At 68.8% G+C, this 24222-nt stretch carries 22 protein-coding genes, 2 pseudogenes and 1 other annotated feature; of the genes and pseudogenes, 19 read left to right on the top strand and 5 right to left on the bottom strand.

Annotated features, from left to right (window positions below; translation table 11 throughout):
• Nucleotides 1-224 precede the first annotated feature (224 nt).
• Complete coding sequence (locus L7N97_RS16130; RefSeq protein WP_237479325.1) at nt 225-950, bottom strand: Crp/Fnr family transcriptional regulator; 726 nt, start codon at nt 948-950, stop codon at nt 225-227.
• A 335-nt stretch (nt 951-1285) separates the two neighbouring features.
• On the opposite strand from L7N97_RS16130, the gene L7N97_RS16125 reads away from it, so the two are divergent.
• From L7N97_RS16125 to L7N97_RS16085, 9 genes are all read left to right on the top strand, one after another.
• Nucleotides 1286-1897, top strand: a complete 612-nt coding sequence (locus L7N97_RS16125; RefSeq protein WP_237479324.1) for a Crp/Fnr family transcriptional regulator — start codon at nt 1286-1288, stop codon at nt 1895-1897.
• A 228-nt stretch (nt 1898-2125) separates the two neighbouring features.
• Nucleotides 2126-2287, top strand: coding sequence for a hypothetical protein (locus L7N97_RS16120; protein ID WP_237479323.1), 162 nt, complete (start codon nt 2126-2128; stop codon nt 2285-2287).
• 187 nt (nt 2288-2474) lie between these two features.
• Entirely contained in the window at nt 2475-2648 is a 174-nt protein-coding gene (locus L7N97_RS16115; protein ID WP_237479322.1) for a hypothetical protein, read from the top strand.
• Between the two features lie 609 nt (nt 2649-3257).
• Nucleotides 3258-3782, top strand: coding sequence for a YkoP family protein (locus L7N97_RS16110; RefSeq protein ID WP_237479321.1), 525 nt, complete (start codon nt 3258-3260; stop codon nt 3780-3782).
• Nucleotides 3783-3787: 5 nt separating this feature from the next.
• A complete protein-coding gene (locus L7N97_RS16105; RefSeq protein ID WP_237479320.1) occupies nt 3788-4006 on the top strand; it encodes a hypothetical protein in 219 nt (72 codons plus the stop codon).
• Nucleotides 4007-4067: 61 nt separating this feature from the next.
• The gene (locus L7N97_RS16100; protein ID WP_237479319.1) at nt 4068-4280 is read left to right on the top strand and encodes a hypothetical protein; all 213 of its coding nucleotides are present in this window, start codon (nt 4068-4070) and stop codon (nt 4278-4280) included.
• Nucleotides 4277-4543: a hypothetical protein gene (locus L7N97_RS16095; RefSeq protein WP_237479318.1), complete on the top strand. Its 267-nt coding sequence runs from the start codon at nt 4277-4279 to the stop codon at nt 4541-4543. Before L7N97_RS16100 ends, L7N97_RS16095 begins: the two co-directional genes overlap by 4 nt.
• A gap of 165 nt (nt 4544-4708) precedes the next feature.
• Nucleotides 4709-5785 carry an AI-2E family transporter gene (locus L7N97_RS16090; protein WP_237479317.1) on the top strand — a complete coding sequence of 359 codons (1077 nt, stop codon included), beginning with the start codon at nt 4709-4711 and terminating at the stop codon, nt 5783-5785.
• Nucleotides 5782-6816 carry an AI-2E family transporter gene (locus L7N97_RS16085; protein WP_237479316.1) on the top strand — a complete coding sequence of 345 codons (1035 nt, stop codon included), beginning with the start codon at nt 5782-5784 and terminating at the stop codon, nt 6814-6816. Before L7N97_RS16090 ends, L7N97_RS16085 begins: the two co-directional genes overlap by 4 nt.
• 54 nt (nt 6817-6870) lie before the next feature.
• Here the strand turns inward: L7N97_RS16085 and L7N97_RS16080 are convergent, their stop codons facing one another.
• Nucleotides 6871-8133: an SAM-dependent methyltransferase gene (locus L7N97_RS16080; RefSeq protein WP_237479315.1), complete on the bottom strand. Its 1263-nt coding sequence runs from the start codon at nt 8131-8133 to the stop codon at nt 6871-6873.
• 209 nt (nt 8134-8342) lie between these two features.
• On the opposite strand from L7N97_RS16080, the gene L7N97_RS16075 reads away from it, so the two are divergent.
• Complete coding sequence (locus tag L7N97_RS16075) at nt 8343-9326, top strand: SMP-30/gluconolactonase/LRE family protein (protein ID WP_237479314.1); 984 nt, start codon at nt 8343-8345, stop codon at nt 9324-9326.
• 115 nt (nt 9327-9441) lie between these two features.
• Entirely contained in the window at nt 9442-9660 is a 219-nt protein-coding gene (locus L7N97_RS16070; protein WP_237479313.1) for a hypothetical protein, read from the top strand.
• Between the two features lie 383 nt (nt 9661-10043).
• On the opposite strand, the gene L7N97_RS16060 is transcribed toward L7N97_RS16070, so the two are convergent.
• Entirely contained in the window at nt 10044-11360 is a 1317-nt protein-coding gene (locus tag L7N97_RS16060; protein WP_237479312.1) for a cupin domain-containing protein, read from the bottom strand.
• Between the two features lie 173 nt (nt 11361-11533).
• Between L7N97_RS16060 and L7N97_RS16055 the strand changes: the two genes are divergently transcribed.
• From L7N97_RS16055 to L7N97_RS16025, 7 genes and pseudogenes are all read left to right on the top strand, one after another.
• A complete protein-coding gene (locus tag L7N97_RS16055; protein ID WP_237479311.1) occupies nt 11534-12268 on the top strand; it encodes a gluconate 2-dehydrogenase subunit 3 family protein in 735 nt (244 codons plus the stop codon).
• 78 nt (nt 12269-12346) lie between these two features.
• Entirely contained in the window at nt 12347-14062 is a 1716-nt protein-coding gene (locus L7N97_RS16050; protein ID WP_237482266.1) for a GMC family oxidoreductase, read from the top strand.
• Between the two features lie 10 nt (nt 14063-14072).
• Nucleotides 14073-15368, top strand: coding sequence for a cytochrome c (locus tag L7N97_RS16045; RefSeq protein ID WP_237479310.1), 1296 nt, complete (start codon nt 14073-14075; stop codon nt 15366-15368).
• A 451-nt stretch (nt 15369-15819) separates the two neighbouring features.
• Nucleotides 15820-16494 (top strand): annotated as a pseudogene (exbB, locus tag L7N97_RS16040) (tonB-system energizer ExbB); the annotation flags it as partial.
• 3 nt (nt 16495-16497) lie between these two features.
• Nucleotides 16498-16935, top strand: a complete 438-nt coding sequence (gene exbD, locus L7N97_RS16035; protein WP_237479309.1) for a TonB system transport protein ExbD — start codon at nt 16498-16500, stop codon at nt 16933-16935.
• Complete coding sequence (locus tag L7N97_RS16030; RefSeq protein WP_237479308.1) at nt 16932-17756, top strand: energy transducer TonB family protein; 825 nt, start codon at nt 16932-16934, stop codon at nt 17754-17756. The genes exbD and L7N97_RS16030 overlap by 4 nt, the downstream gene beginning before the upstream one ends.
• 123 nt (nt 17757-17879) lie before the next feature.
• On the top strand, nt 17880-20261 hold the full coding sequence (locus tag L7N97_RS16025) for a TonB-dependent receptor (protein WP_237479307.1): 2382 nt from the start codon (nt 17880-17882) through the stop codon (nt 20259-20261).
• Nucleotides 20262-20685: 424 nt separating this feature from the next.
• Here the strand turns inward: L7N97_RS16025 and L7N97_RS16020 are convergent.
• Nucleotides 20686-21621: pseudogene (locus tag L7N97_RS16020) on the bottom strand (IS91 family transposase); the annotation flags it as partial.
• A gap of 43 nt (nt 21622-21664) precedes the next feature.
• Nucleotides 21665-22887 (bottom strand): IS3 family transposase gene (locus tag L7N97_RS16015; protein ID WP_237479301.1). Its coding sequence is split into 2 segments (ribosomal slippage): nt 21665-22599 and nt 22599-22887, totalling 1224 coding nucleotides; the frame shifts between segments, so codons are not numbered across the junction.
• Nucleotides 22490-22606: a sequence feature (AL1L pseudoknot), on the bottom strand. Its footprint overlaps the gene before it by 117 nt.
• Here L7N97_RS16015 and L7N97_RS16010 point away from each other — a divergent pair.
• Nucleotides 22886-23920: an IS630 family transposase gene (locus L7N97_RS16010; protein ID WP_237479306.1), complete on the top strand. Its 1035-nt coding sequence runs from the start codon at nt 22886-22888 to the stop codon at nt 23918-23920. The genes L7N97_RS16015 and L7N97_RS16010 overlap by 2 nt on opposite strands.
• Nucleotides 23921-24222: the final 302 nt, after the last annotated feature.

The raw sequence follows: 24222 nt of genomic DNA, 5'->3' as shown, positions 1-24222 counted from the left end.
GCAGAGTGTCGGGAACTGGTAGAAGTACCTGCCGCTTTCACGACATCTCAACGAAATGAACCATCTTCGAGCGCCGGCGACCTCATCCTCTGAGATCAGAGCAAACCGCTGCCCCGATGGCACATGGGACGGCGGCAGGGCCTTTCCTTCAAATCCCGAACTGTTGCTCGATCGAGCTTCCACGCCGCCGCACGCGAGGTCAAGCGTAGTTGAAACATTTCCACTTAGGGTGTTTTGGTCACGAGGGACCCTATCACTCGCTCGTGCTCGTCCTCGGCGACCTGGTAGGCATCTCCGGCCAATTCGACCAGTTTCGCGCGGTTGCGGACCTCGATACGGCCGCGTTTGTTCCGGATCGAGCCCATCCCCTCCAGTGCATGCGTGGCGCTCGTGACACTGGGACGCCTCACGCCCAGCATGGCAGCCAGGAACTCGTGCGTAAGCAGCACCTCGTTGTCGCCGGTGCGGTCCTGGGTCATCAGGATCCAACGGGCGAGCCGCGCCTCGATGTTGAACGTGAGGTTCATGTAGGTGGTCTGGCCCATCTGGACGATCAGCGTATGCGTGAAGAGGAGAAGCGGGAGAAGGATGGACGGGGAGGTCTGGATCGCCGCGCGGAGGTCCTGCGTGCTGATCCGCAAGGCCTCACCGGCGCCCTGTACGACAGCTGCATGCGGGGTCCTGTCGGCGCCCTGGATGACCGGGAAGCCGACCAGCCCCTCATGCCCGACCAACCCGACCTCGATCCTGCCTTCTGCCGTGTCGGCAACCATGGAACTGATGCCGCTCTCCGGGAAATAGACATGCGGGATCGGCTGATGGGGCTGAATCAGCACCGTGTGCAAGATCATCGGGACGCGTTCGAGCTTCGGTTCGAGCAAGGCGAAATCGCTCCGGGAAAGGACCGAGAGCAGGCGATTGTGAACGATCGACGACTGAAAAAGGGCCACGTCACTCTCCCTTGAGGGGCAAGAGCGCGTGTCAGCGCCCAAGGCGTCGGCAGACGATCTCCTGTGCTAAACGTTCCGAACCGCAATTGCAGCCCCCAGTCGCTGATTGTCAGGTAGCAGACTCTTCTCTCGTTTCCAATGGCGCAGGATGAAACTGACGATGTATCTGCTGTGGTATAAGAGCAGGTGGCTCGAAACTAACCTATGATCATAATTTTCCAGAGTTCCCGAAAATGGTCCCACTGCGAGCCTCTGCAGGCAGTTCGGATCGAGCGCTGCGGTCCAAGCTGGACGGCTCGGAGGCGTTGCTTGAGGCCGTCGTGCGGGAGCGGACCGTGGAGGCGCGGTCGGACGTCTTGCGCCAGGGTGAGGTGCCGTCGGTCGCGCATGTCCTGCTGCATGGCCACACCTGCCGCTACCGGCTCCTGAGCGACGGACGTCGGCAGATCACCGCCGTGCTCTTGCCGGGCGACATGTGCGACCTGGAAGCCGTGATGCGGGGCCGGGCCGACTACGGCGTCGGCGCTCTGACCACCTGCATCCTCGGCGAGATCCCGGCGGAGCGGGTCGCCGACCCGACGACCCTCGACCCCGAGATGAGCCGTGCGCTCTGGCGGCGTCTGCTGAGGGACGAGGCGATCTCCAGAGAGTGGCTGGTCCGCATAGGCCGCCGCACCGCCCTGGAGCGCGTCGCGCACCTCCTGTGCGAGCTGCGGGTCCGTGTGGACGCGATCGGCCTCGCGGTGGCCGAGGAGTTCGACATGCAGTTCACGCAAGTCGAGTTCGCCGACATCCTCGGCATGTCGACGGGTCACATCGACAGAGTTCTGCAGCAACTGTGCAGGACCGGATTGATAGCCCTCTCGCGCGGGGTCATCACCGTCCTCGACATGCCCACCATGGAGATGGTGGCGGGCTTCGACCCCAGCTACCTGCGGGCGGCCTGAGGTGTCTGCGCTGCCGCGGTCCGAGTTCATTCGGAGCATCTGGCGTGTGCCTCCGCTGGCGGCCGCCCACAGCACTCCGGCTTTTCGCGTCCTCCGTCGAATCGTGAGGGGCCCGTGAGCACTCAGAAACCCGCATCGAAACGTCACTTCACCGCTGCGGCACGAGCGGCGGCCATCGAAGGGAGACGGCGCAAGAGGGAGGCAGCGCCTCCGAAGGACGCCCCGGAGGTGTTCGTCGTCCGGAAGCCCGACAACGATCTCGTGTTCGGATGGGAGATCCGCCGCTTCGGCGCCCTCGTCATCGAGAAGGGCGGCGCCGGCTATTCCACGATCCACGACGCCCGGACCGCTGGGGAAAGCGCCCTATCGGCTTTGGGGGTCGAGGCATGAGCGCCCGCTTCAACGCCGGCGAGCCGGTGCGGGAGGTCCCATCCACGGCACGACCGGCCCGTCGGACCATCACTCGCTCCCAGGCATCGGCCTGTCTTCGACGGCTCTGCGAAGCCGTGCTGTCGCGCATGGCTCGGAGGGCGATGCAGTGAATAAGATCGGCTCGAACTATCCCCAACGCGACATAATGCGCGAGCTTTTCAAGGCGCTCGGCGACGATCGCGAGATGGTCTGCTTGGCCTACATGGAGGCCGAGCGGGACGGAAAGGTCGCCAGGCCACGCGGCGCCGAGGACATGGCATCCGGCACTCACGCCAAGGCGCTCTGGCGGGAGGGCAAGCTCAAGGGCTGGTTCGCATGACGTCGGCGACCGAACCGCGCCCGATGTGTTTCACCCTGCGTCGCATTCGCCCTCTCGGCGACAGCGGTGGCAAGAGCCGCTGTGGATGGACGGTCTATTCCTACCCGGATCTTGCCCTCCTATGCGACGGTCGGATCATCGGCGACCTCGAGAAAGCCGAAGGCATGGCCCGCACCGCGATCACGGCCATGGGCGGGACACTCGAATTCCTGTGGGGCGCCCGACCGCACCGGAGAAGATCGCGCTTCGGAAGGTCATGAAACCTTGCGGGCTCTCGTGGAGCAACACGAGGCCTGAACTCGGGCGCTTTTTGCCGAGAATCGACGCTGCGGCCCATCATGCATCGAGACCGAACTCGTGACGCAACTGAACCTCACGGAACTGCTCACATCATGGCGCTCTACGCAGCATGATCATCATGTCGGTGTTTCACCGCGGCGAAGCGTCGATGGCGGGCGCGGAGGATCGGACCCACCGAGCGAGACGCCGGTCCGAGTCGGAGACGCAGCTCCCGCACAGCACCGCTACGCCATAGCGTCGTCGGCCGGCTCCGACCTCCTGCGCCGGGCTATCGGCGGCTTCGATGGCTACCTCAGTCTCTTTTGTGGCGTGAAACCCTACAGCCGCGACGCGCGCTGTCTCCTGCGCTGCGCCGTCATTCCCTCTCCTTGCGCCTTCACGCTGTCGGACGGCGCCGCGCTCCGGCCCGGCGACCTCGTGATCGACCTCCATCTCTGGAACGAGCACATCCCGCCGATGCCCGCGTCCGGGCCGGATCTCGCCTGGGGACGCCTCGTCGCGGCTTGGATGCGGCATTCCCTCGTCCTGCTCGCGGGAGCGCTCGACGTGGATCCCGGCCTGCGCGACGCCCGGGCGATCCGTGCCAGGACCAATTTCGTGGGCTGGGGGGAACGGAGCGAGAGCCTGACGCGCCTGATCGCGCGCTTCGGCTTCGAGGACGTCGATGAGCCGCCCTCCCTGCACGAGCGCGTCCACGACGCGTTCGAGAACATCCTGATCGGGGCACTCACCTGGACCCACAATCCCGAGGCGCTGCGGCGCGACCGGCTGATCCGCCAGCGACGTCCCGTGTGGATGTCGGTGGAGGCGCTCCGGCGCCTGCACGGAGGCTGACGGCGGTGCTCCTCGCGGCGGCGCTGTTCGACGCGGCCCTCCTGTGGGCCATCCTGCGGATGGTCGGGCAGGCCAGGGTCTACGAGAGCCTGCGGCCGCCGGATGATGCCGCGCCGTCGTCCGGCGGCGCCTCGGCCTGCTGTCGCTGGAGCCGTCCCAGGAACTCGGCGGAACGGTCGCGCGCGACGGGAAAGTGGAGCGGCCGCGTGGCGCCGAAAACCTGACGCCGGGCACCCGTGCCAAGGCGCCCTGAGACGAAGGCAGGCTTAAGGGATGGCTCGCCAGATGAGATCCTGGCCCCCCCGTGCGATGACGTTTCAGATTCGGCCGGCCGGAGACGGTGCCTCCGAGGCGCGATGGCGCTGGTTCGTGTACGACCGTGGCGGCGAGGATTTCCTCCGCAATGGTCAGACCATCGGCAGGCGCGAGGATGCCGAGAGGGCCGCCCAGGCCGCCATCGCGGTGATGGGCGGAGTGGTGGTGGAGCCGCCCCGGTGATCGACCGCGCGTGGCTCACGGTCTTCAAGACGCTCGCCGGCATCATCGGCTCGTCGCAGCCCTATGACGCTTCGGGCGGCTTCCTGCTCCTGCATTCCATCGATGCCACGCTGGAATCGCGCGAGCTCGGAGGATCGCATGCCGCGGCCCGCCACCACCTTATGGCGACCCTGGACGCGCGCGCGGATCGTCTCGAGGCTGCCCGGCGCTCGATGGTCAGGATCTGCTTCGAATTGGAGAGCCTTCTCCAATCGACCGCTTGAGCCGCGTTCGCGGACCGCTCATCGCAGGAAACGACAGCGACATGAACGACACCGAAGCCGCGTTCCGGATTGACGTCGGCCGTTCGCCCCTCCCGGTCGGGTCGCCCTTCACGGTCGCGTCCACCCGTGCTCCGGCACGGCTGAAACCTCGCCGAGGCAGGCGCCATGACCGGGCCTGAGATGTCCTGCGACCGCCGGAGCGGCGCGGAGCCGCCGGGCTGGGCCACGGCGGCGACGATCACCGGCGTTCTGGCGATTCTCTACTTCCTGCGCTACGCGCTGATGCCCATCCTGCTCGTCGCGGCCCTGGCCTTCGTGCTGCGCCCGATCGTGCGCTTCCTGCAGCGCCGCCTCCGCGTGCCGAAGCTCGCCGGCGTCCTCGTCGTCTACGTCGCGGTGCTGGCCGTGGCGGGGCTGGTGGCATGGTACCTCGTCGGAGAGGTTGGGGAGAAGGCCGTCAAGGGCGCGTCTGATGCGCCGCATCTGCTGACCGAGGAGATCAGGCGCCTGTTCGGGCCGCAGGTCCACGCCTTCGGCCGGGACGTCAGCGCCGAGGACCTGTCGCGACGCATCGTCGACGGCGTCGAGAACGCCGTCGCCAAGCCCGAGCTGGCGCTCCTGGCCGGAGGCGCAGTTGTGGGCGCCCCAGCGGTCAGCGTGTTGATGCTGGTGGTGCTATTCTACTTCCTCAACTCCGGCCGACAGCTTGTCCAGGGCCTGCTGCACCTGTTCCCGCCGCGCTACCGCGCCCACCTCACCCACCTCGGCACCCGGGTCGAGCCGATGCTGCGCCACTACGTGCGCGGCGTCCTCGTTGTGACGATCTACACGGCCGCCGTCTCCGAGCTGGTGCTGGGGCTCGTCTTCCACGTCTCCTTCGCGCCCCTGGTGTCGGTCGCGGTTGGCGTGCTGGAGATCATCCCCGTGGTGGGTCCGGCGGCCTCGATCGCCCTATTCGCCGTAGCGGCCGTGGTGGACGGCCACGGTCTGTGGACCTTCGCGAGCTTCATGGGGCTGGCGATCTTCCTGCGCGTTTCCACCGACAACGTCGTCGGCCCGCTCGTGCTGGGGCGCGCCGTCACGCTCCACCCCGTGGTGATCATCATCGCCTTCCTGATCGGCGCCTCCCTGTTCGGCATCATCGGCGTGTTCGTCGCCGTCCCGGTCGCGGCCGCGGTGAAGATCGTCCTCGCGGTGTGGTACGGCGAGGACGACGGCCAGGGCGAGAGGGCATCCTCGTGACGGACCGGCCGATCAACGCTGGCGCGATCTGGCCGAGCTACGGCCGCGTCCTGCGCTATGCCGCCGTGGTCGTGGGGGTGGCGCTCGTGCCCGTCCTGCTGTGGAAACTGTCCGACGTCGTCCTGCTGACGGTCGGTGCGGTGCTGCTCGCCACGCTGATCGAGGTCGTGGCCGAGCCGCTCGAACGCTGGACGCCGTTGCCGGGCTGGTCGCGCCTCGTCGTCGCGGGCCTCGTGGTCCTCGGCCTCTTCGGCCTTGCGGCCTGGGTGTTCGGCTCGCAGCTGGCGTCCGAGCTGACGGATGTCACCGAGCGGGCGACGGCCGCCGTGGACCAGTTGCGCGAGCACCTCGACCGGTCCGGCATCGGCCGCACCATCCTTGAGCGCGCGGGCAGCACGGATGTCTCGGTCATGGCGACCGGGCGGGAAGCGCTCGCGCTCGGCGTCTCGGCGCTCGAAGGCTTGGTGGTCATGGCGATCAGCGCCGTCTACCTCGTGGCGCAGCCGGAACCCTACCGGCATGGCATCGCGCTGCTGTTCCCGCCGCGCGCGCACGGCCGCGTGTATGCGGCCCTCGACGAGGTCTGGCGCACGCTGCGCCTGTGGCTCCTCGGGCAGCTCACACAGATGCTGATCATCGGCCTCCTGACGACGTTCGTCGTTTGGCTGATCGGCGTGCACTCGCCCCTGGCGCTCGGCCTTATCGCCTTCGTGGCGGAGTTCGTCCCCTACCTGGGCCCGATCCTGGCGGCGGTGCCCGCCCTGCTGGTCGCCTTCACGCAGAGCCCTGAACTCGCGCTGTGGACCCTGGGCGGCTACCTCGCCATCCACCAGGTCGAGGGCAACATCGTCACGCCGCTGATCCAGCGACGGCTGATCGTCATCCCGCCGGCCCTGATGCTGATCGGCATCGCCGCGGTGGGCTCCTTGTTCGGCACCGTGGGCGTGCTGTTCGCCGGGCCGATCGTGGCGATGCTCTATGCCGGCATCCGCCAGCTCTACGTGCGGGACGCGCTGGACGAGGAGGTTTGACGCCAGGTGTGGCCGAGCCTTCGGCCCTCCCCGAAGCTGGGCTCCCGCTTCGCCTCAACTCCAGTCCGGCGCGCTTTCCGTCGCCTCGGCATCGCCCCCGTAGAGCGCCTCCCGCGTCCAGGGCCGCGCCGCCATTGCGACATCGCTCTCCGGCTTGTAGGCCACCACCTGGGCGAGGCGCAGCCAGCCGCGATCGAAGGCGTAGCCCATGCCGGCCATGTACATGCGCCAGATGCGGTAACGCTGCATACCAGCGGCGGCCTGCGCGGCCTCGGCGTTCGCTTCCAGCCGCTCGACCCAGCGCGACAGCGTGCGGGCATAATGGGGGCGGAGATCCTCGACGTCCGTCACCTCTAGTCCAGCCTTGGACACTTCGTAGACGACGCGCGACAGATGCGGGATCTCGCCGCCCGGGAACACGTAGCGGTCGATGAAGTCGCCGCCGGCCGGACCCGTGGCGTGCCCGTTGGGATCGCCGGCCGTGATGCCGTGGTTGAGCGCGATGCCGCCTGGCCTGAGCAGCCGCGCCATCCCGGAGAAGTAGGTGCCGAGATTCCTGATCCCGACGTGCTCGTACATGCCGACCGACACGATCCTGTCGAAGCCTTCCGGGTCCTCCACGTCGCGGTAGTCCTGCAGGCGCACCTCGATCCGGTCGGCCAAGCCCTCGGCGGCGATGCGGGCGCAGGCGTAGTCGTGCTGCTCGCGGCTCAGCGTCACGCCGACGCCGGTGACGCCATAGTGCATCGCGGCCCAGCGCAGGAGCCCACCCCAACCGCAACCGATGTCGAGCAGGCGGTCCCCGGGCCGGAGCCGCAGCTTGCGGCAGATGTGGTCGAGCTTGCGCTTCTGGGCGACGTCGATGGTCTCGGTACCGTCGCCGAAATACGCGCAGGAGTAGATCATTTCCCCTTCGAGCCACAGCGCGTAGAACTCGTTCGACACGTCGTAGTGGATCGCGACGTTCTCGGCGTCGCGCCTGCGGCTGTGGCGGCCGGGGATCCTGGCCGCCAGCGGCGCGAGGCGCTGCACGAGCCGCGAGTGCCCGACGCCGTCGGCGATCTTCAGTCCGACGTGGAGCACGTCGCGCACCGCGCCCTCGACCGTGAGGTCGCCCCGCACATAGGCGTTGCCGAGGCTCGACATGTCGCCCAGGGCGAGGCGGCGGAGCACCGCAGCGTCATGGATCGCGATCGTGACGGCGGGCGCCGGCACGAAGTCGAAGCGCTCGCCGTCCCAGAAGGCCAGCCGCAGCGAAGGCGGGTCGGCCCTCATCCGCTCGCGGACGGCACCGAGGACGCGCTGGCGCAGGCTCATGGAAACCCTGTCTTCGTCACCCGACTGCTCTCCTCGGCTCTCGTCGGCAATGCGATCGATCCGAGACAGGTCCCCGGATGATCTCCCCGCGCAGGCGCCGCAGTGCATAGCCTTGGAACCCGGTCCCGTTCGGCATGGTCATCCGAGGCGGACCGAGGAAGAAGCCCCACGATCCAGCCCCGCGACGTCCCGATGGAAAGAACCGCCTCATGAAACAGGACACGTCGCTGCTCCCGGGCCGGCTGCTCCGCCAAGCCGGTGCATCGAAGAAGATCGAGAGCTTCACCGGCATCGAGGTCCACGACCGCCGTCTCGAAGAGGTGCTGTCCGCCGATGCCGAGCCGGCGATCCTGTACCAGTTCACCCTGCACGGCGAGGGGACGATCTGGGATGCGCCGAACAACCGGCTGGTGTGGTCGGACGTGCCGAACCGGCGGCTCCTCGGCTGGTATCCCGACGGCCACGTCGAGGTGGTGATCGACAACACCGAATTCATGAACGGCAACGCGCTCGGTGCCGACGGCGTGCTGGTCCATTGCGAGCATGGCCGGCGCTGCATCAGCCGCTCGGACGGGCGCGGCGGCGCCGACCCGATCGTCACGCACTACGAAGGCGGACGCCTGAACTCGCCCAACGACGTGACGGTGGCGGCCGACGGGGCGATCTGGTTCACCGATCCCACCTTCGGCATCCTGATGCCCAACCAGGGCTCCATCGTCGAGCCGGACCTCGACCACCGCAGCGTCTACCGCTTCGATCCCGCCACCGAGGACCTGCGGCGCATGGCCGACTTCGAGCAGCCGAACGGGCTGTTCTTCTCGCCGGACGGTCGGACCCTCTACGTGTCCGACACGGCGCGCTCGCTCGGCGAGATCATCGGCGGCCACGAGAAGGACACCCACGAGATCGTCGCCTTCGATGTGGCGTGCGACGGCACGCTGTCGAACCGTCGCTTCTTCCTGCGCACCGACCACGGCTATCCGGACGGCTTCGCGGTGGACGCGCGCGGGTGGGTGTGGACGACGTCGGGCGACGGCATCCAGATCTACGCGCCGGACCGCACCAAGCTCGGCTTCTTCCCGACCCCGGCCACGCCGTCGAACTGCTGCTTCGGGGGCCGGGGCATGGACCGCTTCTTCGTCGCCGCCAAGAGCGACCTGCTCGTCCTGGACCTGAAGGCAGCCGCCGCCTGATCTGCCGCTGCGCCTCGCGGCGATCGGCGCGCCTTCCCCTCGCCATGGAGCCGTCGCCTTGGGCCCTTCCCGTATCACGATCATCCGGCACGCGGAGCAGCATGCCGACCGAGGCGTGACCATCGAGGGGCAGCCCGAAGAGCACAGCCTCACCGTGCGGGCGTGGCAGCGCGCGGGCGCCCTCGCGCGCCTGTTCGGTCCCGACGGAGATTCCGCGCTGCGGCCGCAGGTCGTCTACGCTTCAACGGTCGGTCCAGGAACGCGAGATGCAACTGACCAGGAACGCTTGATGACGTTTTGCGAAACGCTCTCCGGCAACCCTCTTGGCCAATGAGAAAATCTGTACTCACCCTCGTTGGAGTGCGGTCGGTAAACGGAGGCTCACGCGTTGGTTGGACAGCCAAGTGGTAGCATCAATCAATAGCGTCCGCTTAGGAACTTCCAGGACCGAGGGCGGCCGATCCGCTGTCCACCCTGCCTCGCCATTCGATCGTTGCCGGCAGGTGTCGACCCAAGCCGGGCATAGCTACGCAGCCAAAGCACCGCCGAAAGCGGCCGTTCAGGGCAGCGAAGATCCTTACTGCCGAGCGCTCGCGGCGCTCAATGCCTCGCTCTGGGTCCCGGTGAGCGACGATCCCTCGGGCGTGCTTCCCAGGGCCGTCGAGGCCTCCCGCCGGCTGACGGCCGGCCTACTGGCGGCGGCTTGACCGCCGTCCCTTACCCCTTTCCGGGCGGCACGATCCCGAGGTTGTCCTTAGGGATCGCGGCCAGCGTCGCGTCGCTGAGGCCGAGATGCTGCTTGACCAGCTCCGGTGGCAGCGCCGCGATCCAGTTGTTCAGCGACACGTCCTGGTAGACCGGCGCCTTGAACATCTCCAGGTAAACGAGATCCTCCGTGCCCGTATTCTCGATGTAGTGGGGCAGGGTGGCGGGCGCGTAGCCGACGTCGCTCGGGTTGAAGTCGATGGTGCGCGCGTCCGAGTGGTTGGCGAACAGCGTCATACGCCCCTTGCCGGAGATCCAGAACTGCCACTCGTCGGCGTTCTGGTGCCAGTGCAGCGAGCGCATCGCGCCGGGCTTCACCACCACGTAGGCGGCCGCGACGTTGCGCGAGATGGTGAAGTTGCGCGAGTCGACGACGCGAATCGAGCCGTTGGCGTCCTCCTTGGTGGGCTTCATGTCGGTGAGGCCGAACGCGAAGTCGATCTTCGACATCGGGTGCGACGCCGTCATCGCGGCCGCGTCCTGCGCGAGCGCGGGCGGCAGCGGCGCGGGGAAGATGTAGCGGCCCTCCGGCGGGATGGCGTCGAAGGGCTTCAGGGCGTCGACGCCGACGCCGAAGTTCTTCGCCACCACCTCGCGGGGCGTGTGGATCAGCCAGTCCGAGATCAGCTTGGTGTCGTCCTCGGAGAAGGTGCCGTCGTCGAACACCAGGAGGAACTCGCAGCCGTCCGGCCCGAGGCCCTGGATCGAGTGCGGCAACCCCTGCGGGAAGTACCACAGGTCGCCGGCCTTGACGTCCTTGACGAAGGGACTGCCGTCGTAGTCGAGCGCGGTGATGCGGGCCGTGCCGGTCAGCATGATGGCCCACTCGTCGGCGGCGTGCCAGTGCAGCTCGCGGATGCCGCCGGCCTCCAGCCGCATGTTGACGCCGGCGATATCCTTCGAGATCGGGAAGTCGGTCACGTTGACCTGGCGCGCCCAGCCGCCCCGCTGGATGCGGCGGTGCGCGAGGCTCATCGAGGACCAGAACTGCTTCACCGAGCCGTGGTCGGAGACGGGCGGCATCCCCGAGTCGGGCAGCATGGTCCCGAGCGGCACGTTCTGCGGGCCGGGGTTGGTGGCGCTGGCGCCCGCCATGCCGGCCTCCGTCGAGGCCCGGGACTGCGCCAGCGCGGCGCTCGACAGCGCGGCGCTCGACGCCGCGAGGCCGAGCCCCGCCGCGCCGGCGCCAAGCAGCCCGCGGCGCGATGGGGCGAAGCCCGCTGGCTCGCGGCGGGGCGGGGGCGTGGCGGGGTCGGTCCGGTCGGTCATCGGGCTCTGTCCTCGGGGGCGCTGTCGTCGCGCTCCGAACGCCCGCGGCCGGTGCGGGGTCCCGCGCGGGCCCGGATGAGCTTGCCCACAGTCGGCGGGGAACCCCGGACGGCGCCGGCGGCGTTACGTTACGTCCACGGTGAAGCCGTCGCTGGTGGGCCGGAGTCCGCGCCTTGCCCCTGATCGACCGTCGCCTGCTCCTGTCCGGCGCCGCCCTCGTGGTGGTGGCCGGCACGGCCCGCGCCGGCACGATCGCAGGATCGCTGCCCTGGGCGCCCGGCGCCGGCGCCCCGCCGCAGCCCGTCGTGCCCGGCCCCTGGCACTTCTTCACGCCGGCGGAAGGCCGCACGGTCGAGGCCATCGTCGACCGGATCATCCCGCCGGACCCGGACGGCCCGGGCGGCAGGGAGGCGGGCTGCGCGGTGTTCATCGACCGGCAGCTCGCCGGGCCCTTCGGCCGCGCCGAGGGCCTCTACGACCGCGGCCCCTTCCTCACCGGCACGAAGGAGCAGGGGCCGCAGTCGCGCCTCGACCCTGCCACGCAGTACCGCGGCGCGCTCCGCGCTATCGACGCCTACGCGGCGCAGCACTACGGCGGCCACCCCTTCGTCGAACTGACGGCCGCCGACCAGGACGCGGTGATCGGCGCGATCGAGGACGGCAGCCTGCCGATCGAGGACGTGGTCACCAAGGACTTCTGGACGGTGCTCCTGAAGAACACGCGGCAGGGCTTCTTCGCGGACCCGGTCTACGGCGGCAACCGCGACATGGCGGCGTGGCGCTGGATCGGCTTCCCGGGCGCCCGCTACGACTATTCGGCCTGGATCGACCGCCACAACGAGCCTTACCCGCACGGGCCGATCGGCATCGCCGAGGCGCCGAGCTGGCAGCCCGCGGCCGCCAAGTAGCCCGAGGACCCAACCCCTTTGCGCAAGCTCCCCCACAAGGACGTGGCCATCATCGGCCTCGGCTGGACCGGCTCCATCATGGCGCACGGGCTCAGCGAGGCCGGGCTCGACGTGATCGCCTTCGAGCGCGGCCCCTGGCGCGACACCGCTCAGGATTTCCCGCCCACCTACGCGCCGGACGAGTACCGCTACCGCGTGCGGCATGAGCTGTTCCTGCGCCCCGCGCAGATGACCTTCACGTTTCGCAACAACGCTTCGCAGACCGCGCTGCCGATCCGCGACTGGGGCGCCTTCATGCTCGGCAACGGCGTGGGCGGCGGCGGCCTGCACTGGAACGCCGAGATGTGGCGCTTCGAGCCTTCGCAGTTCGTGCTGAAAACGCACCTCACCGAGCGCTACGGCGCGAAATTTCTGCCCGCCGGCATGACGATCCAGGACTGGGGCGTCACCTACGACGAGCTGGAGCCCCACTACGACCGCTTCGAGTACCTGTGCGGCACGGCCGGGACGGCGGGCAACCTCAAGGGGGTGGTCCAGCCCGGCGGCAACCCCTTCGAGGGCCCGCGCTCGCGGCCCTACCCGACCCCGGCGCAGAAGCAGCCCTACAGCGCGACGCTGTTCGCGAAAGCCGCGCGGGAGATGGGGCACCAGCCCTTCCCGCAGCCGTCCGGCAACATGAGCCAGCCCTACACCAACCCGCTCGGGGTGACGCTCGGCCCTTGCACGTTCTGCGGCTACTGCGAGTGGTTCGGCTGCGGCAACTATTCGAAAGCGAGCCCGCAGACCACGATCCTGCCGGCGCTGGTCAAGAGCCGGGGCTTCACGGCGCGCGACAATTGCGAAGTGCTGCGCATCACTCTCGACGGCGCGGGCAAGCGCGCCACCGGCGTCGTCTTCGTCGACGCGGACGGCGAGGAGTGGGAGCAGCCGGCGGACCTCGTGCTGTCCTGCGCCTTCACACCCTTCAACGTGCAGATGCTGATGCTATCTGGCATCGGCCGGATCTATGACCCCGCTACCAAGCGGGGAGTCGTCGGCCGCAACTTCACGCATCAGACGGTATCGACCGCCCAAGCGTTCTTCGACCCGAAGACGGTGCGATTCAACCCCTTCATCGCGTCGGGCGCGATCGGCATGTGCATCGACGACTACAACGGCGACAACTTCGACCACGGCCCCCTCGGCTTCGTCGGCGGCGGCTACATGGGCCAGGTGCAGACCAACGGCCGGCCCATCGAGACGACGCCGGTGCCGACCGGCACGCCGACCTGGGGCGCGAAGTGGAAGGCTGCCGTCAAGGAGAACTACAACTCCTCGATCTACGCCGGCTCGGGCGTCCACGGCTGCTTCTACGCCTACGACGACGTCTTCATGGACCTCGACCCGACCTACAAGGACCGCTTCGGCCGCCCGCTCGTGCGCATGACCATCGACTTCCACGAAAACGAGCACAAGATGAGCGCGTTCCTGACCGACCGCTATGCCGAGATACTGCGCGCCATGGGGGCCACCCGCGTCGACAAGCTGCCGCGCACGGGCCACTACAACGTCACCGACTACCAAACCTCGCACCTGTGCGGCGGCGCCGTGATGGGGGCCGACCCGCACAGCTCCGTGGTGAACCGGTACCAGCAGAGCTGGGACGTGCCGAACCTGTTCGTCATCGGCGCCTCGTCGTTCCCGCAGAACGCCGGCTACAACCCGACCACTACGGTCGGCGCGCTCACCTACTGGACGCTGGACGCGATCGTGAACCAGTACCTCAAGGCGCCCGGCCCCCTGGTGCAGGCCTGAGGGGGCCGTCATGCGCAAACTCCTCCTCGGCGCCGCCGCGGTCGCCTGCCTCGGCGCCGGCGCGCTCGCGGCCGCCTACGTGGTGACCGACCCCAAGCTGCCCTCCGGCCCGCAGGCCGAGAGCCACGGCGACGCGCAGAGCTTCTCGGAGGTCGAGTACGGCCGCACCATGCTGACGATCGCAGACTGCGCGGCCTGCCACACCGCCAAGGACGGCGGCGAGCCCTTCGCGGGCGGGCGGGCGATCGAGACGCCCTTCGGCGTAATTGTGTCCTCCAACATCACACCGGATCGCGAGACCGGCATCGGCTCGTGGACCGACGACGATTTCGCCGACGCGCTGTGGCACGGCTTCGGCAAGGACGGGCACCAGATCTACCCGGCCATGCCCTACCCCTACTACACGCACATGACGCGGCGGGACGTGGACGCCATTCACGCCTACCTCAAGACGCTGAAGCCCGTGCACAAGGAGGTCGTGTCGGACACGCTGCCGTTTCCGCTGAACATCCGGCTCGGCATGCGGGCCTGGAACCTGCTCTACTTCCGCGACGCCCGTTTCGCGCCCGACCCGGCCCACGACGACGTCTACAACCGCGGCGCCTACCTGGTGACCGGGCCGGAGCACTGCGGCGCCTGCCACACGCCGAAGACGATCCTCGGCGGCGACGAGACCGCGAAGCTCTACCAGGGCAACGTCATCCAGGGCTGGACGGCGCCCAACATCACCGGCGACCAACGGCGCGGCATCGGGTCCTGGTCGGTCGAGGACGTGGTCGAGTACCTCAAGACCGGCCACAATAGGCAGGCGGCCTCGTCCGGGCCGATGGCTGAGGAGGTCGGCCTGTCGTCCTCGCGCATGGGCGACGACGAGCTGCGGGCCATCGCGGTCTATCTCAAGGCGCAGCCGGGCCAGGACGACGCCGGCGCGCCCGTGCCGGCCGGCACGCCCGCCATGCAGGCTGGCGCCGCCATCTACGCGGACAGCTGCGCGTCCTGCCATCGCGGCGACGGCTCGGGCGTGCGCGGCCTGTTTCCGACGCTGGCCGGTGCGCCGGTGGTGCAGCAGCTCGACCCGACCAGCCTGATTCGGGTGGTGCTGCAGGGCGCCCGCAGCGCCGCGACGCCGAGCGCGCCGACTGGCGCCGCCATGCCGTCCTACGACTGGCGGCTCGACGATGCGCAGGTGGCTGCGGTGGTCACCTACATTCGCAACGCCTGGGGCAATCAGGCGCCGGCCGTCGAGGCCGGCGCGGTCGCCAAAAGTCGCAGAGCGTTCGCGGAGCAGGCCCACCCTGTCGAGTAGAGGTCAACGGCGCCCATCGAGATGGGATTGTAACGACGCCAGACACCGATTGAGGCCAACCCGGGGAAGCGGTTCGATCCGCCCAGCCTACTTCGCCATCAGGCCGTTGCCGGCTGGAGTCGACCCAAGGACGTCGTTCCAAGCGCCTTGTGGCGCACTCTTAAGCTGACGCCCGATGACTCCGGCGCTCGCTTTGCCTCGGTCGCAGCGACACTCAGCGGGGGCGGATGGAGGGATCATCGGCAAACGAACTTAGCCGCGCTCGATGGACGTCTCGGTCCTGTCCACCTTCGATCTGGTCATCCGCTTCCCCCTCCTTCGCGAGCGATGGGCCGCGCGAGCGCCGTCCGTTGACCTCGGTCGCGCTGCAGAATAGGAGTCGGGATAATTATGTTATAACGTAGCGCTGAGGTCCATGGACACGCCATCAGTCGGGACGCAGGTAGGCCCGCTCGCACCCTGGGGCATGTTTCTGCACGCTGATCCCGTGGTGAAGACCGTGATGGTCGGCTTGGCTGCGGCATCGGTGGTGACCTGGGCGCTGCTGCTCGGCAAAGGCGCCGCGCTCGCCGCCGGCGCGACGCAGGTGCGCCAAGCTCTCCGGCAGCTCGCAGAAGGCGACGCGTGGAAGGAGGTCGCGACCTCAGGGCCTGTGGCGGCCCTGATCACGGCCGCCCGCGAGGAGATCGAGCGGTCGGGGCCGCTGCCGTCGGGAGGCATCAAGGAGAGGGCGGCGCTGTCGCTGGCCCGCATCGAGGCCCGCGCGGCGCGGGGCATGGCCCGCGGGACGGGCGTGCTGGCCACGGTCGGCTCGGTGGCGCCCTTCGTCGGGCTGTTCGGAACCGTGTGGGGCATCATGGACAGCTTCGTCGGGATCAGCCGAGCCCACACGTCGAATCTGGCGGTCGTGGCGCCCGGCATCGCCGAAGCCCTCCTCGCGACCGCCATCGGCCTCGTGGCCGCCATCCCGGCCGTGGTGATCTTCAACGGCTTCGCGCGCGGCGTCGCGGGCTACAAGGCGCTGCTCGGCGACGCCTCGGCCGAGGTCATGCGCCGCCTGTCGCGCGACCTCGACAGACGGGACGCGGCCCGCGCGGCCGGCCTGCCGGCGCGGGCCGCGGAATAGCGCATGGCTGTCAAGCTGAATTCGGGCGAAGGCGACGACCTCGCGCCCCTCGCCGACATCAACGTCACACCCTTCATCGACGTGGCGCTGGTGCTGCTCATCATTTTCATGGTGGCGGCGCCGCTGTCGACCGTCGACACGCCGGTGGACCTGCCGATCTCGAATGCCGCCTCGCAACCTCGTCCGAAGGATCCCGTGTTCCTGTCGATCGGACGCGACCTGTCGTTGAAGCTTGGCGAGGCCGAGGTCGCCCGGGGTGCTCTCGCCGACGCGCTCGACCGCGCCACGTCGGGGGACCATGACGCGCGCATCCTGCTGCGCGCCGACCGGGCCATCCCCTACGGCGACCTCATGGGCGTGATGAACGCGTTGCGCCGCGCCGGCTATCTGCAGATTGCGCTAGTCGGCCTCGACCTCGGCGACGCGCCGGCGACGCCATGACGCGCCTCCCGGCCGGGCAGCCGGGCGAGAACGGCTCAGCGGCGCTGCGCTGGATCGCCGCCGCCGCCTTGGCGCTGGGGCTGCACGCGGGCGTCGCGCTCCTCCTGGTGCGCGAGGCCCGGCCGGAGCCGCTCGACGCCGGCGGCGGCGACGCCGTCGCGGTGGAGCTCGACCCCGTCGAGGGCGAGGTCGCCAAGCCCGACGAGGTTCCGCCCGCCGTGCCGGCCGACGAGGCCCGGGACGCGACCGCCGCGGCGGCGGCCGCGCAGGCGAGCCGGGCGGCCCAGCAGCCGCTTGCCGAGGTACCCCAGCCGACGCCGGTTCCCCCCGAGATTCGGCCGCCTGAGCCGCCCCCGTCCGAGGTCGTGCCCGACGCACCCGCGCCTTTGCTCCCCCCCGAGCCCCCACGGCCTGAACCCCGGCCGGAGCCGCAGAAGCCCGCGACGCCGCCGGTCCGGGCGGCGCAGTCATCGAGCGCATCCCCGTCCTCGGCTGCCGCGGACGAGGCCGCGCCCACGGTGCGGAGGCTGTCGGCGGCGCGCGTCGCGACCTGGCGCGGCAAGCTGGTGCCGCACCTCAACCGCTTCCGCCGCCCGCTGGCCGGCACCGAGGGCGGCACGGCGCGGGTCGGCTTCACGATCGACGAGGACGGCCGCGTCACCTCCGTGTCGCTCGCGGCGAGTTCGGGCGATGCGGCGCTCGACGCTGCCGCCGAGGCGATGATCCGGCGCGCGAGCCCCTTCCCGCCGCCGCCGCCCGGGTTGGGCGGCGCGGCGCTCAGCTTCGTCGTGCCTGTGCACTACGACGCCCGTCGCCCGTGATCGAGCTGATGCATCTGAGCAACAGCTCATCCGTCCTCGCCGCAGCCGCCGCGGAAGCATTGACGGCTGAGGAGCAACTCCGGCATGAGGTATGTTATAACGTAACTTGAATTGAGGTTCGTGATGCCGCCGCGAGATCGACTTCTGGCCACCGTCGGTCTGTCGGCCCTCGCCTGCGCGGCGCTGTCGGCGGCGGCCGCCGCGCAATCCGAACTCCCGCAGGTCACGGTCGCCGCCCCGAAGGCGCCCGCCGCGAAGCCGAAGCTCAAGGCGTCGCCGAGATCCAAGCTCATGGCGGCCGCACCGCGGCGGGAAGTGCCGCATCCCGTCCTCGTCCGGCGCGAGGAGGCGCCGGCCGTGCGAACCCCGCTGCGCGCCGCATCGGCGGCCGGGCTGGCCGCGCGGGGCGCTGTGGGAGCGGGCGGCGGCGCGGGCGCCGGGGGTGGGGCGGGCACGGGTGCCGGCCTCGGGGCCAGAGCGGGCGTCCCGTCCAATATCGGGCCGGACGCGCCGGTCCAGTCCCGCTTCGACGCCGCCGAACAGCGGCTGCAGACCAAGGTCGGCACCAACGAGACGACCATCGGCCGCAAGGGCATCGAGGAGCTGCCGCAGGGCGACAACACGCCCATCCAGGATGTGCTCCAGCAGCTGCCGGGCGTCGCGCGGGATTCCGCGGCGAGCGGCGACTTCCACGTGCGCAACGAGCACGCCAACGTCCAGTACCGCATCAACGGCATCCGCTTGCCCGATGGCGTGTCGGGCTTCGGGCAGCTCCTGGAAACCAGCTTCGTCGGCCGTCTGACGCTGGTCGACGGGGCGCTGCCGGCCGAGTTCGGCCTGCGCACAGCGGCCCTCATCGACGTCCAGAGCCGCACCGACGCCTTCGACAACGGCGGCAAAGCCAGCCTCTATGGCGGCACCTTCGGCACGATCACGCCGCTGTTCGAGGACGGCGGCCACGTCGGCGCCTGGGACTATTTCTTCACGGGCCGGTACTTCAAGAGCGACCTCGGCATCGAGAACCCGGCGCCGACCCAAGACCCGATCCACGACCTGACGCGTCAGGGCCGCTACTTCCTGTTCGCGGGCACGCAGCTCGATCCCGACACGCGCCTGAGCGTCATCAGCGGCGCCGACTATCAGACCTTCCAGATCCCGACGTTACGGGGCCTCGTGCCGACCTTCGCGGCCTACGGGATTGACAGCTTCGATTCGGCCAGGATCAATGAGAACCAAGTCGAGCGCAGCGCCTTCAACGTGGTGGCGGTGCAGCGCGTGGTGGGCCAGTGGGACGCCCAGCTCGCCTATTACTCCCGCTTCAGCGACCTGCGCTTCGCGCCCGACCAGATCGGCGACCTCGTGTTCAACGGCGTCGCATCGGGCGTGTACCGGCAGAGCTACGTCAACGGCCTGCAGGGCGACGCGTCTTTCGCGTTCAACAACGCCCATACGCTGCGCTTCGGCTTCTTGGGCGAGGTCGAGCGCTCGCGCGCCTCGTCAGCCTCGACGCTGCTGCCCACCGACGACGGTGGGAACCCGATCGACGCGCCGTTCCGATCCTTCGACGGCTCATCCCTGATCGGCGGCCTCGCGGGCGTCTACGCCCAGGACGAGTGGAAGATCACGCACGAGCTGACGCTGAACACGGGTCTGCGCTTCGACCAGCAGCTCCAATACACGGACGCGAACCAGCTCAGCCCGCGCGTGAACCTTCAATATGCGCCGTTCGTCGGCACGGTGTTCCATGCCGGCTACGCGCGCAACTTTACCCCGCCCGAGCAGTCGCTGGCGGCCCCGACGAACCTCGCAGCGGTGGGGAACACGACGCAGCAGCCCGCCGTGCCGATCGACGATCCCGTGAAGCCCGAGCGCGCCAACGTTTACGACGTCGGCGCGACGCAGCAGCTGACGCGCACCCTGTCGGCCGGGCTCGATTTCTACTACAAGAGCGCGCGCGACCTGCTCGACGACGGCCAGTTCGGCCAAGCCTACGTGCTCACCGCCTTCAACTACGCCAAGGCCTACAATCGCGGCGTCGAGGCCAAGGTAAACTACGACGACGGCGACCTGCGCGCCTACGGCAACGTGGCCGTGGGCAGCCAGCGCGCCAGCCAGGTGATCTCGAACCAGTTCCTGTTCGACCAGGACGAGTTCGACTATATCTCGAACCACTCCGTCTACACGGACCATTCGCAGACCGTGACGGCCTCGGCGGGCGCCTCCTACCTGCTGTGGGGCACGCGCTACAACGTCGACATGATCTACGGCTCGGGGCTGCGGAGCGGCTTCGCCAACACGAGCCACGTGCCGGGCTACGTCGTCTTCAACGCGGGCCTGACCCGCGACTTCGCCGGCATCGACGGCAAGCCCGCGACCTTCCGCTTCGACGTGATCAACCTCGCCGACCGCACCTACGAGCTGCGCGACGGCTCAGGCATCGGCGTGTTCGCACCGCAATACGGGGAGCGGCGGGGTTTCTTCGCCGGCTTGGCACAGAGGTTCTGACGCCCGACGGCCGTCTGTTTCTGCCATGCTCATGATCGAGAGCGGCCGTTCCGCTGTCTGAAGGGTTTCAGATGCCGGCCGTCGACGAGGGTTTGACCGGGCTCACGGCCGGCGTCTGAAAGCCTTGGGAGGAGGAAACCGCGAGCCGGTGATCCCGTCCCGCTCCGGTGCGCAGGGCGCCCCTATGGGGATTGGGGCCTGGTGAGCCGTCTCCGGAAGGGTGCCGCACGCCGGTGATCGCGGCTTCCGCGCCCCTGCCGGATCGCGCAGGGCCGTGCCGGAGCGGTTGTGAAGGAGGGACAGCCTTCGCACCGGCCTGTCCAGTGGCAGGACGGCCAGGATCGGGACGAGGCCCTGCGTGGCTCGGCGGCGAGCGGCCTGCGGTCGGGACGACAGTGGCTGTGGGCGGCCGTGAGCGAGGGCGTCATGACGTGTCCACCGTGAAGGCGGAAGGGAGCCGCGAACGCGGCGCATGGCCGCGCTCGAACGTCTCGATCACCAGCATGCGGCCGCCGCAGCACGGGCATGGGCGAAGCTCCCGGGACGGCTCCTCGGTTCGGTCCTCGGCCTTCCGGTCGGGGCGGTCCGGGGGCCGCGTCACGGCGAGGAGTTCGCGGGCGCGGGCGATGGCGGCGGCCCGAGCGCCGCTGGCCAGCAGGCCGTAGTGCCGGATGCGATGGAAGCCGCTCGGCAGCACGTGGATCAGGAAACGGCGGATGAACTCGTCCGCCTTGAGCGTCATGGTCTTGATCCAGCCCTGGCCCTCGGCCTTGCCGCGGGCGCGGTAGTCCTTCCAGCGGAAGGTGACGCCCTCCTCGTCGCTCCGGATCAGGCGGCTGTTGGAGATCGCGACGCGGTGCGTGTAGCGCGACAGGTAGGCCAGCACGGCTTCCGGTCCGCCGAAGGGACGCTTGGCGTAGACCACCCATTCGGCCTTGCGAAGGGGCGCGAGGTGGGCCGCGAAGGCGTCGCGGTCGGCCAGCCCGACGGCCTCGCCGAAGAAGGCGAGGCGGCCGGCCGCATGCAGGGCCAGGAGCCCGTCCAGGAACAGCCGCCGGAACAGGCGCGACAGCACCCGCACCGGCAGGAAGAAGCCGGGCCTGCAGGCGATCCAGCGCGTTCCGTCAGGCGACAGGCCACCGCCGGGCACGATCATGTGCACGTGCGGATGGTGGGTGAGCGCCGATCCCCAGGTGTGCAGCACGGCGGTGAGCCCGATGCGGGCGCCCAGGTGCCTGGGATCCGCCGCCACCGTGGTGACGGTCTCGGCCGCGGCTTTGAACAACAGGTCGTAGACCGCGGCCTTATTGGTGAACGCGATGGTGGCGATGGAGGCCGGCAGGGTGAACACCACGTGGAAGTTGAACCGCCCCGGGTTTCTCGGAGGCTGATTGGCTTGGAATTTACGCCGCCATCGGGGGGGCCTCAAGCGCGGCGTAGAAGGCTGCTTCGGCTTCGGCCGGCGGAACGTTGCCGATCGGCTCGAGCAGCCTGCGGTGATTGTACCAGTCGACCCACTCAAGTGTGGCATATTCGACGGCCTCGAACGACCGCCATGGACCCCGCCGATGGATCACCTCGGCCTTGAACAGGCCGTTGATGGTTTCAGCGAGGGCGTTGTCGTAACTGTCTCCTATGCTGCCGACAGAGGGTTCGATGCCGGCTTCGGCAAGTCGTTCTGTGTATTTTATGCTGACGTATTGTACTCCACGGTCAGAGTGATGAATGAGAGCGCCGACAGGTCGGCGCTGGTGTAGGGCCTGCTCCAGGGCGTCCAGCACGAAGCTGGTCTGAGCGGAGCGCGAAGCTCGCCAGCCAACAATGCGGCGGGCGAACACGTCGATGACAAAAGCCACATAGACGAACCCGGACCAGGTCGCGACATAGGTGAAGTCCGACACCCACAGCGCGTTGGGACGAGGGGCCTTGAACTGCCGGTTCACCCGGTCGAGCGGGCAAGCCGCCGAGGGATCCGGCACTGTGGTGCGGGCCTTTCTTCCCCTCACAACCCCTTGCAGCCCCAAGACACGCATCAGGCGCGCCACCGTGCAGCGGGCGACGCGGATGCCCTCGCGGTCGAGTTGCCGCCAGATCTTCCGCACCCCGTAGACGCCGAAGTTCTCGTCGAACACGCGGCGGATCTCGACCATCAGCGTCGCATCGCTCCTGGCCCGCGCCGATCGCTTGGTGGGGTCGGCCTGCCGGGCCGCGTGCGCGTGGTACGTCGACGGGGCGATCGGCAACACTTTGCAGATCGGCTCGACCCCATGAGCATCCCGATGCTCGTCGATGAAGGCTTTCATGTCCGTGAGCGGCGGTCGAGCTCCGCCATGGCAAAATACGCGCTCGCCTTGCGCAGGATCTCATTCGCCTGCCGCAGCTCGCGGACTTCGCGTTCCAGCGCCTTGATGCGCTCGCGCTCGTCCGATGCAGGGCCAAGCCTCGCGGCTTTGCTGCTCTCTGCTTCCTTGATCCAATTGCGCAGGGTTTCCCCCGAACAGCCGATCTTGGACGCGATCGAACGAATGGCCGCGTGCCGCGAGCTGTGCTCGCCTTGATGCTCCTGCACCATCCGGACCGCGCGCTCGCGGACCTCGGGAGAAAACGGGGGTGTGCGCTTCGTCATGGCTCCAGTCTCGCAAGATCAGGAGCCTCCGGGAAACCCGGGGCGGTTCAGTGCCCGCATTGTGCTGCTGTCGGACGAGCGTCTGCCCGTGCTGGAGGTGGCCCGGCAGGCTGGCGTGAGCCGCCCCATGGTGTGGCGCTGGCAGCAGCGCTTCGCCGAGGAGGGGCTGGATGGCCTGTTGCGCGACAAGACGCGGCCGCCCGGCACGCCGGCGACCCCGCAGCAGGACGTGCAGGCCGTGCTGGAGCGTACGCTCACGGGCGAGCCGCCGGGCGAAGCCACGCACTGGACGGGACGGGCCATGTCGGCGGCCTGCGGCCTGTCGCTCCGGACGGTACAGCGGATCTGGGACGCCCATCGCCTGCAGCCGCACCGCGTGCGCACCTTCAAGCGCTCGACCGACCCGCACTTCGCCGTCAAGCTCGACGACGTGGTGGGCCTGTACATGGCGCCCCCGCGCCACACGATCGTGCTGTCGATCGACGAGAAAAGCCAGATCCAAGCGCTCGACCGCACGCAGCCGGGGCTGCCGCTCAAGCCCGGCAAGTGCGCGACCTTCACCCACGACTACAAGCGCAACGGCACCACCACGCTGTTCGCGGCGCTGAACACGCTGGAGGGCACCGTATTCGGCCGCTGCGCGCCGCGCCACCGCCATCAGGAGTTCATCGCCTTTCTCAACCAGATCGAGGAGGCCGTGCCGGTCGGCAAGGTGATCCACGCCATCATGGACAACTATGCCACCCACAAGCACCCCGAGGTGCTGGCTTGGCTGGCCGACAACCCGCGCTGGACGTTTCACTTCACGCCGACCTCGTGTTCCTGGCTGAACGCCGTCGAGGGCTTCTTCTCCAAGCTGACTCGGCAAGCGCTTCGACGCGGCGTGTTCCGCTCCGTCGAAGATCTCGTGACCACCATCGACCGATACATCGCCCACGCCAACGACGATCCGAAGCCCTTCGTGTGGACCGCCTCCGCGGCCAGCATCATGGCCAAGCTGAAGATGCACCTTCCGTCTGAGTCAAAGCACTAGCACAATAACCGAGTGCCTCAAGAGGGTAGACCAAGCTATAGGAGCGGCGCTGTTCAAAGCCGACATAGGCGGATACGGATCTTCTCTCTCGCCAGCCGGTATAGAATTCATCCGGTCTGGCGAGATATTTCTCAAAATTTACCAGATTCTACGAAAGCAGGTCCAGAGAGCGGTCAATGATTTTTGATGCTCAAATCGCATCACAGCCGGACGGCAGGCCGGGGGAGGAGTTTACGCCCGAGACCGAAGGCCCCCCGCACCAGAGGCTCGGAGAGCTGACCTTCAGTACGCCTACGCCGAGC

It is taken from the genome of Lichenibacterium dinghuense, assembly GCF_021730615.1.
Lineage (GTDB): Bacteria > Pseudomonadota > Alphaproteobacteria > Rhizobiales > Beijerinckiaceae > Lichenihabitans > Lichenihabitans dinghuensis.
This window is presented reverse-complemented; position numbering and strand designations above follow the sequence as displayed.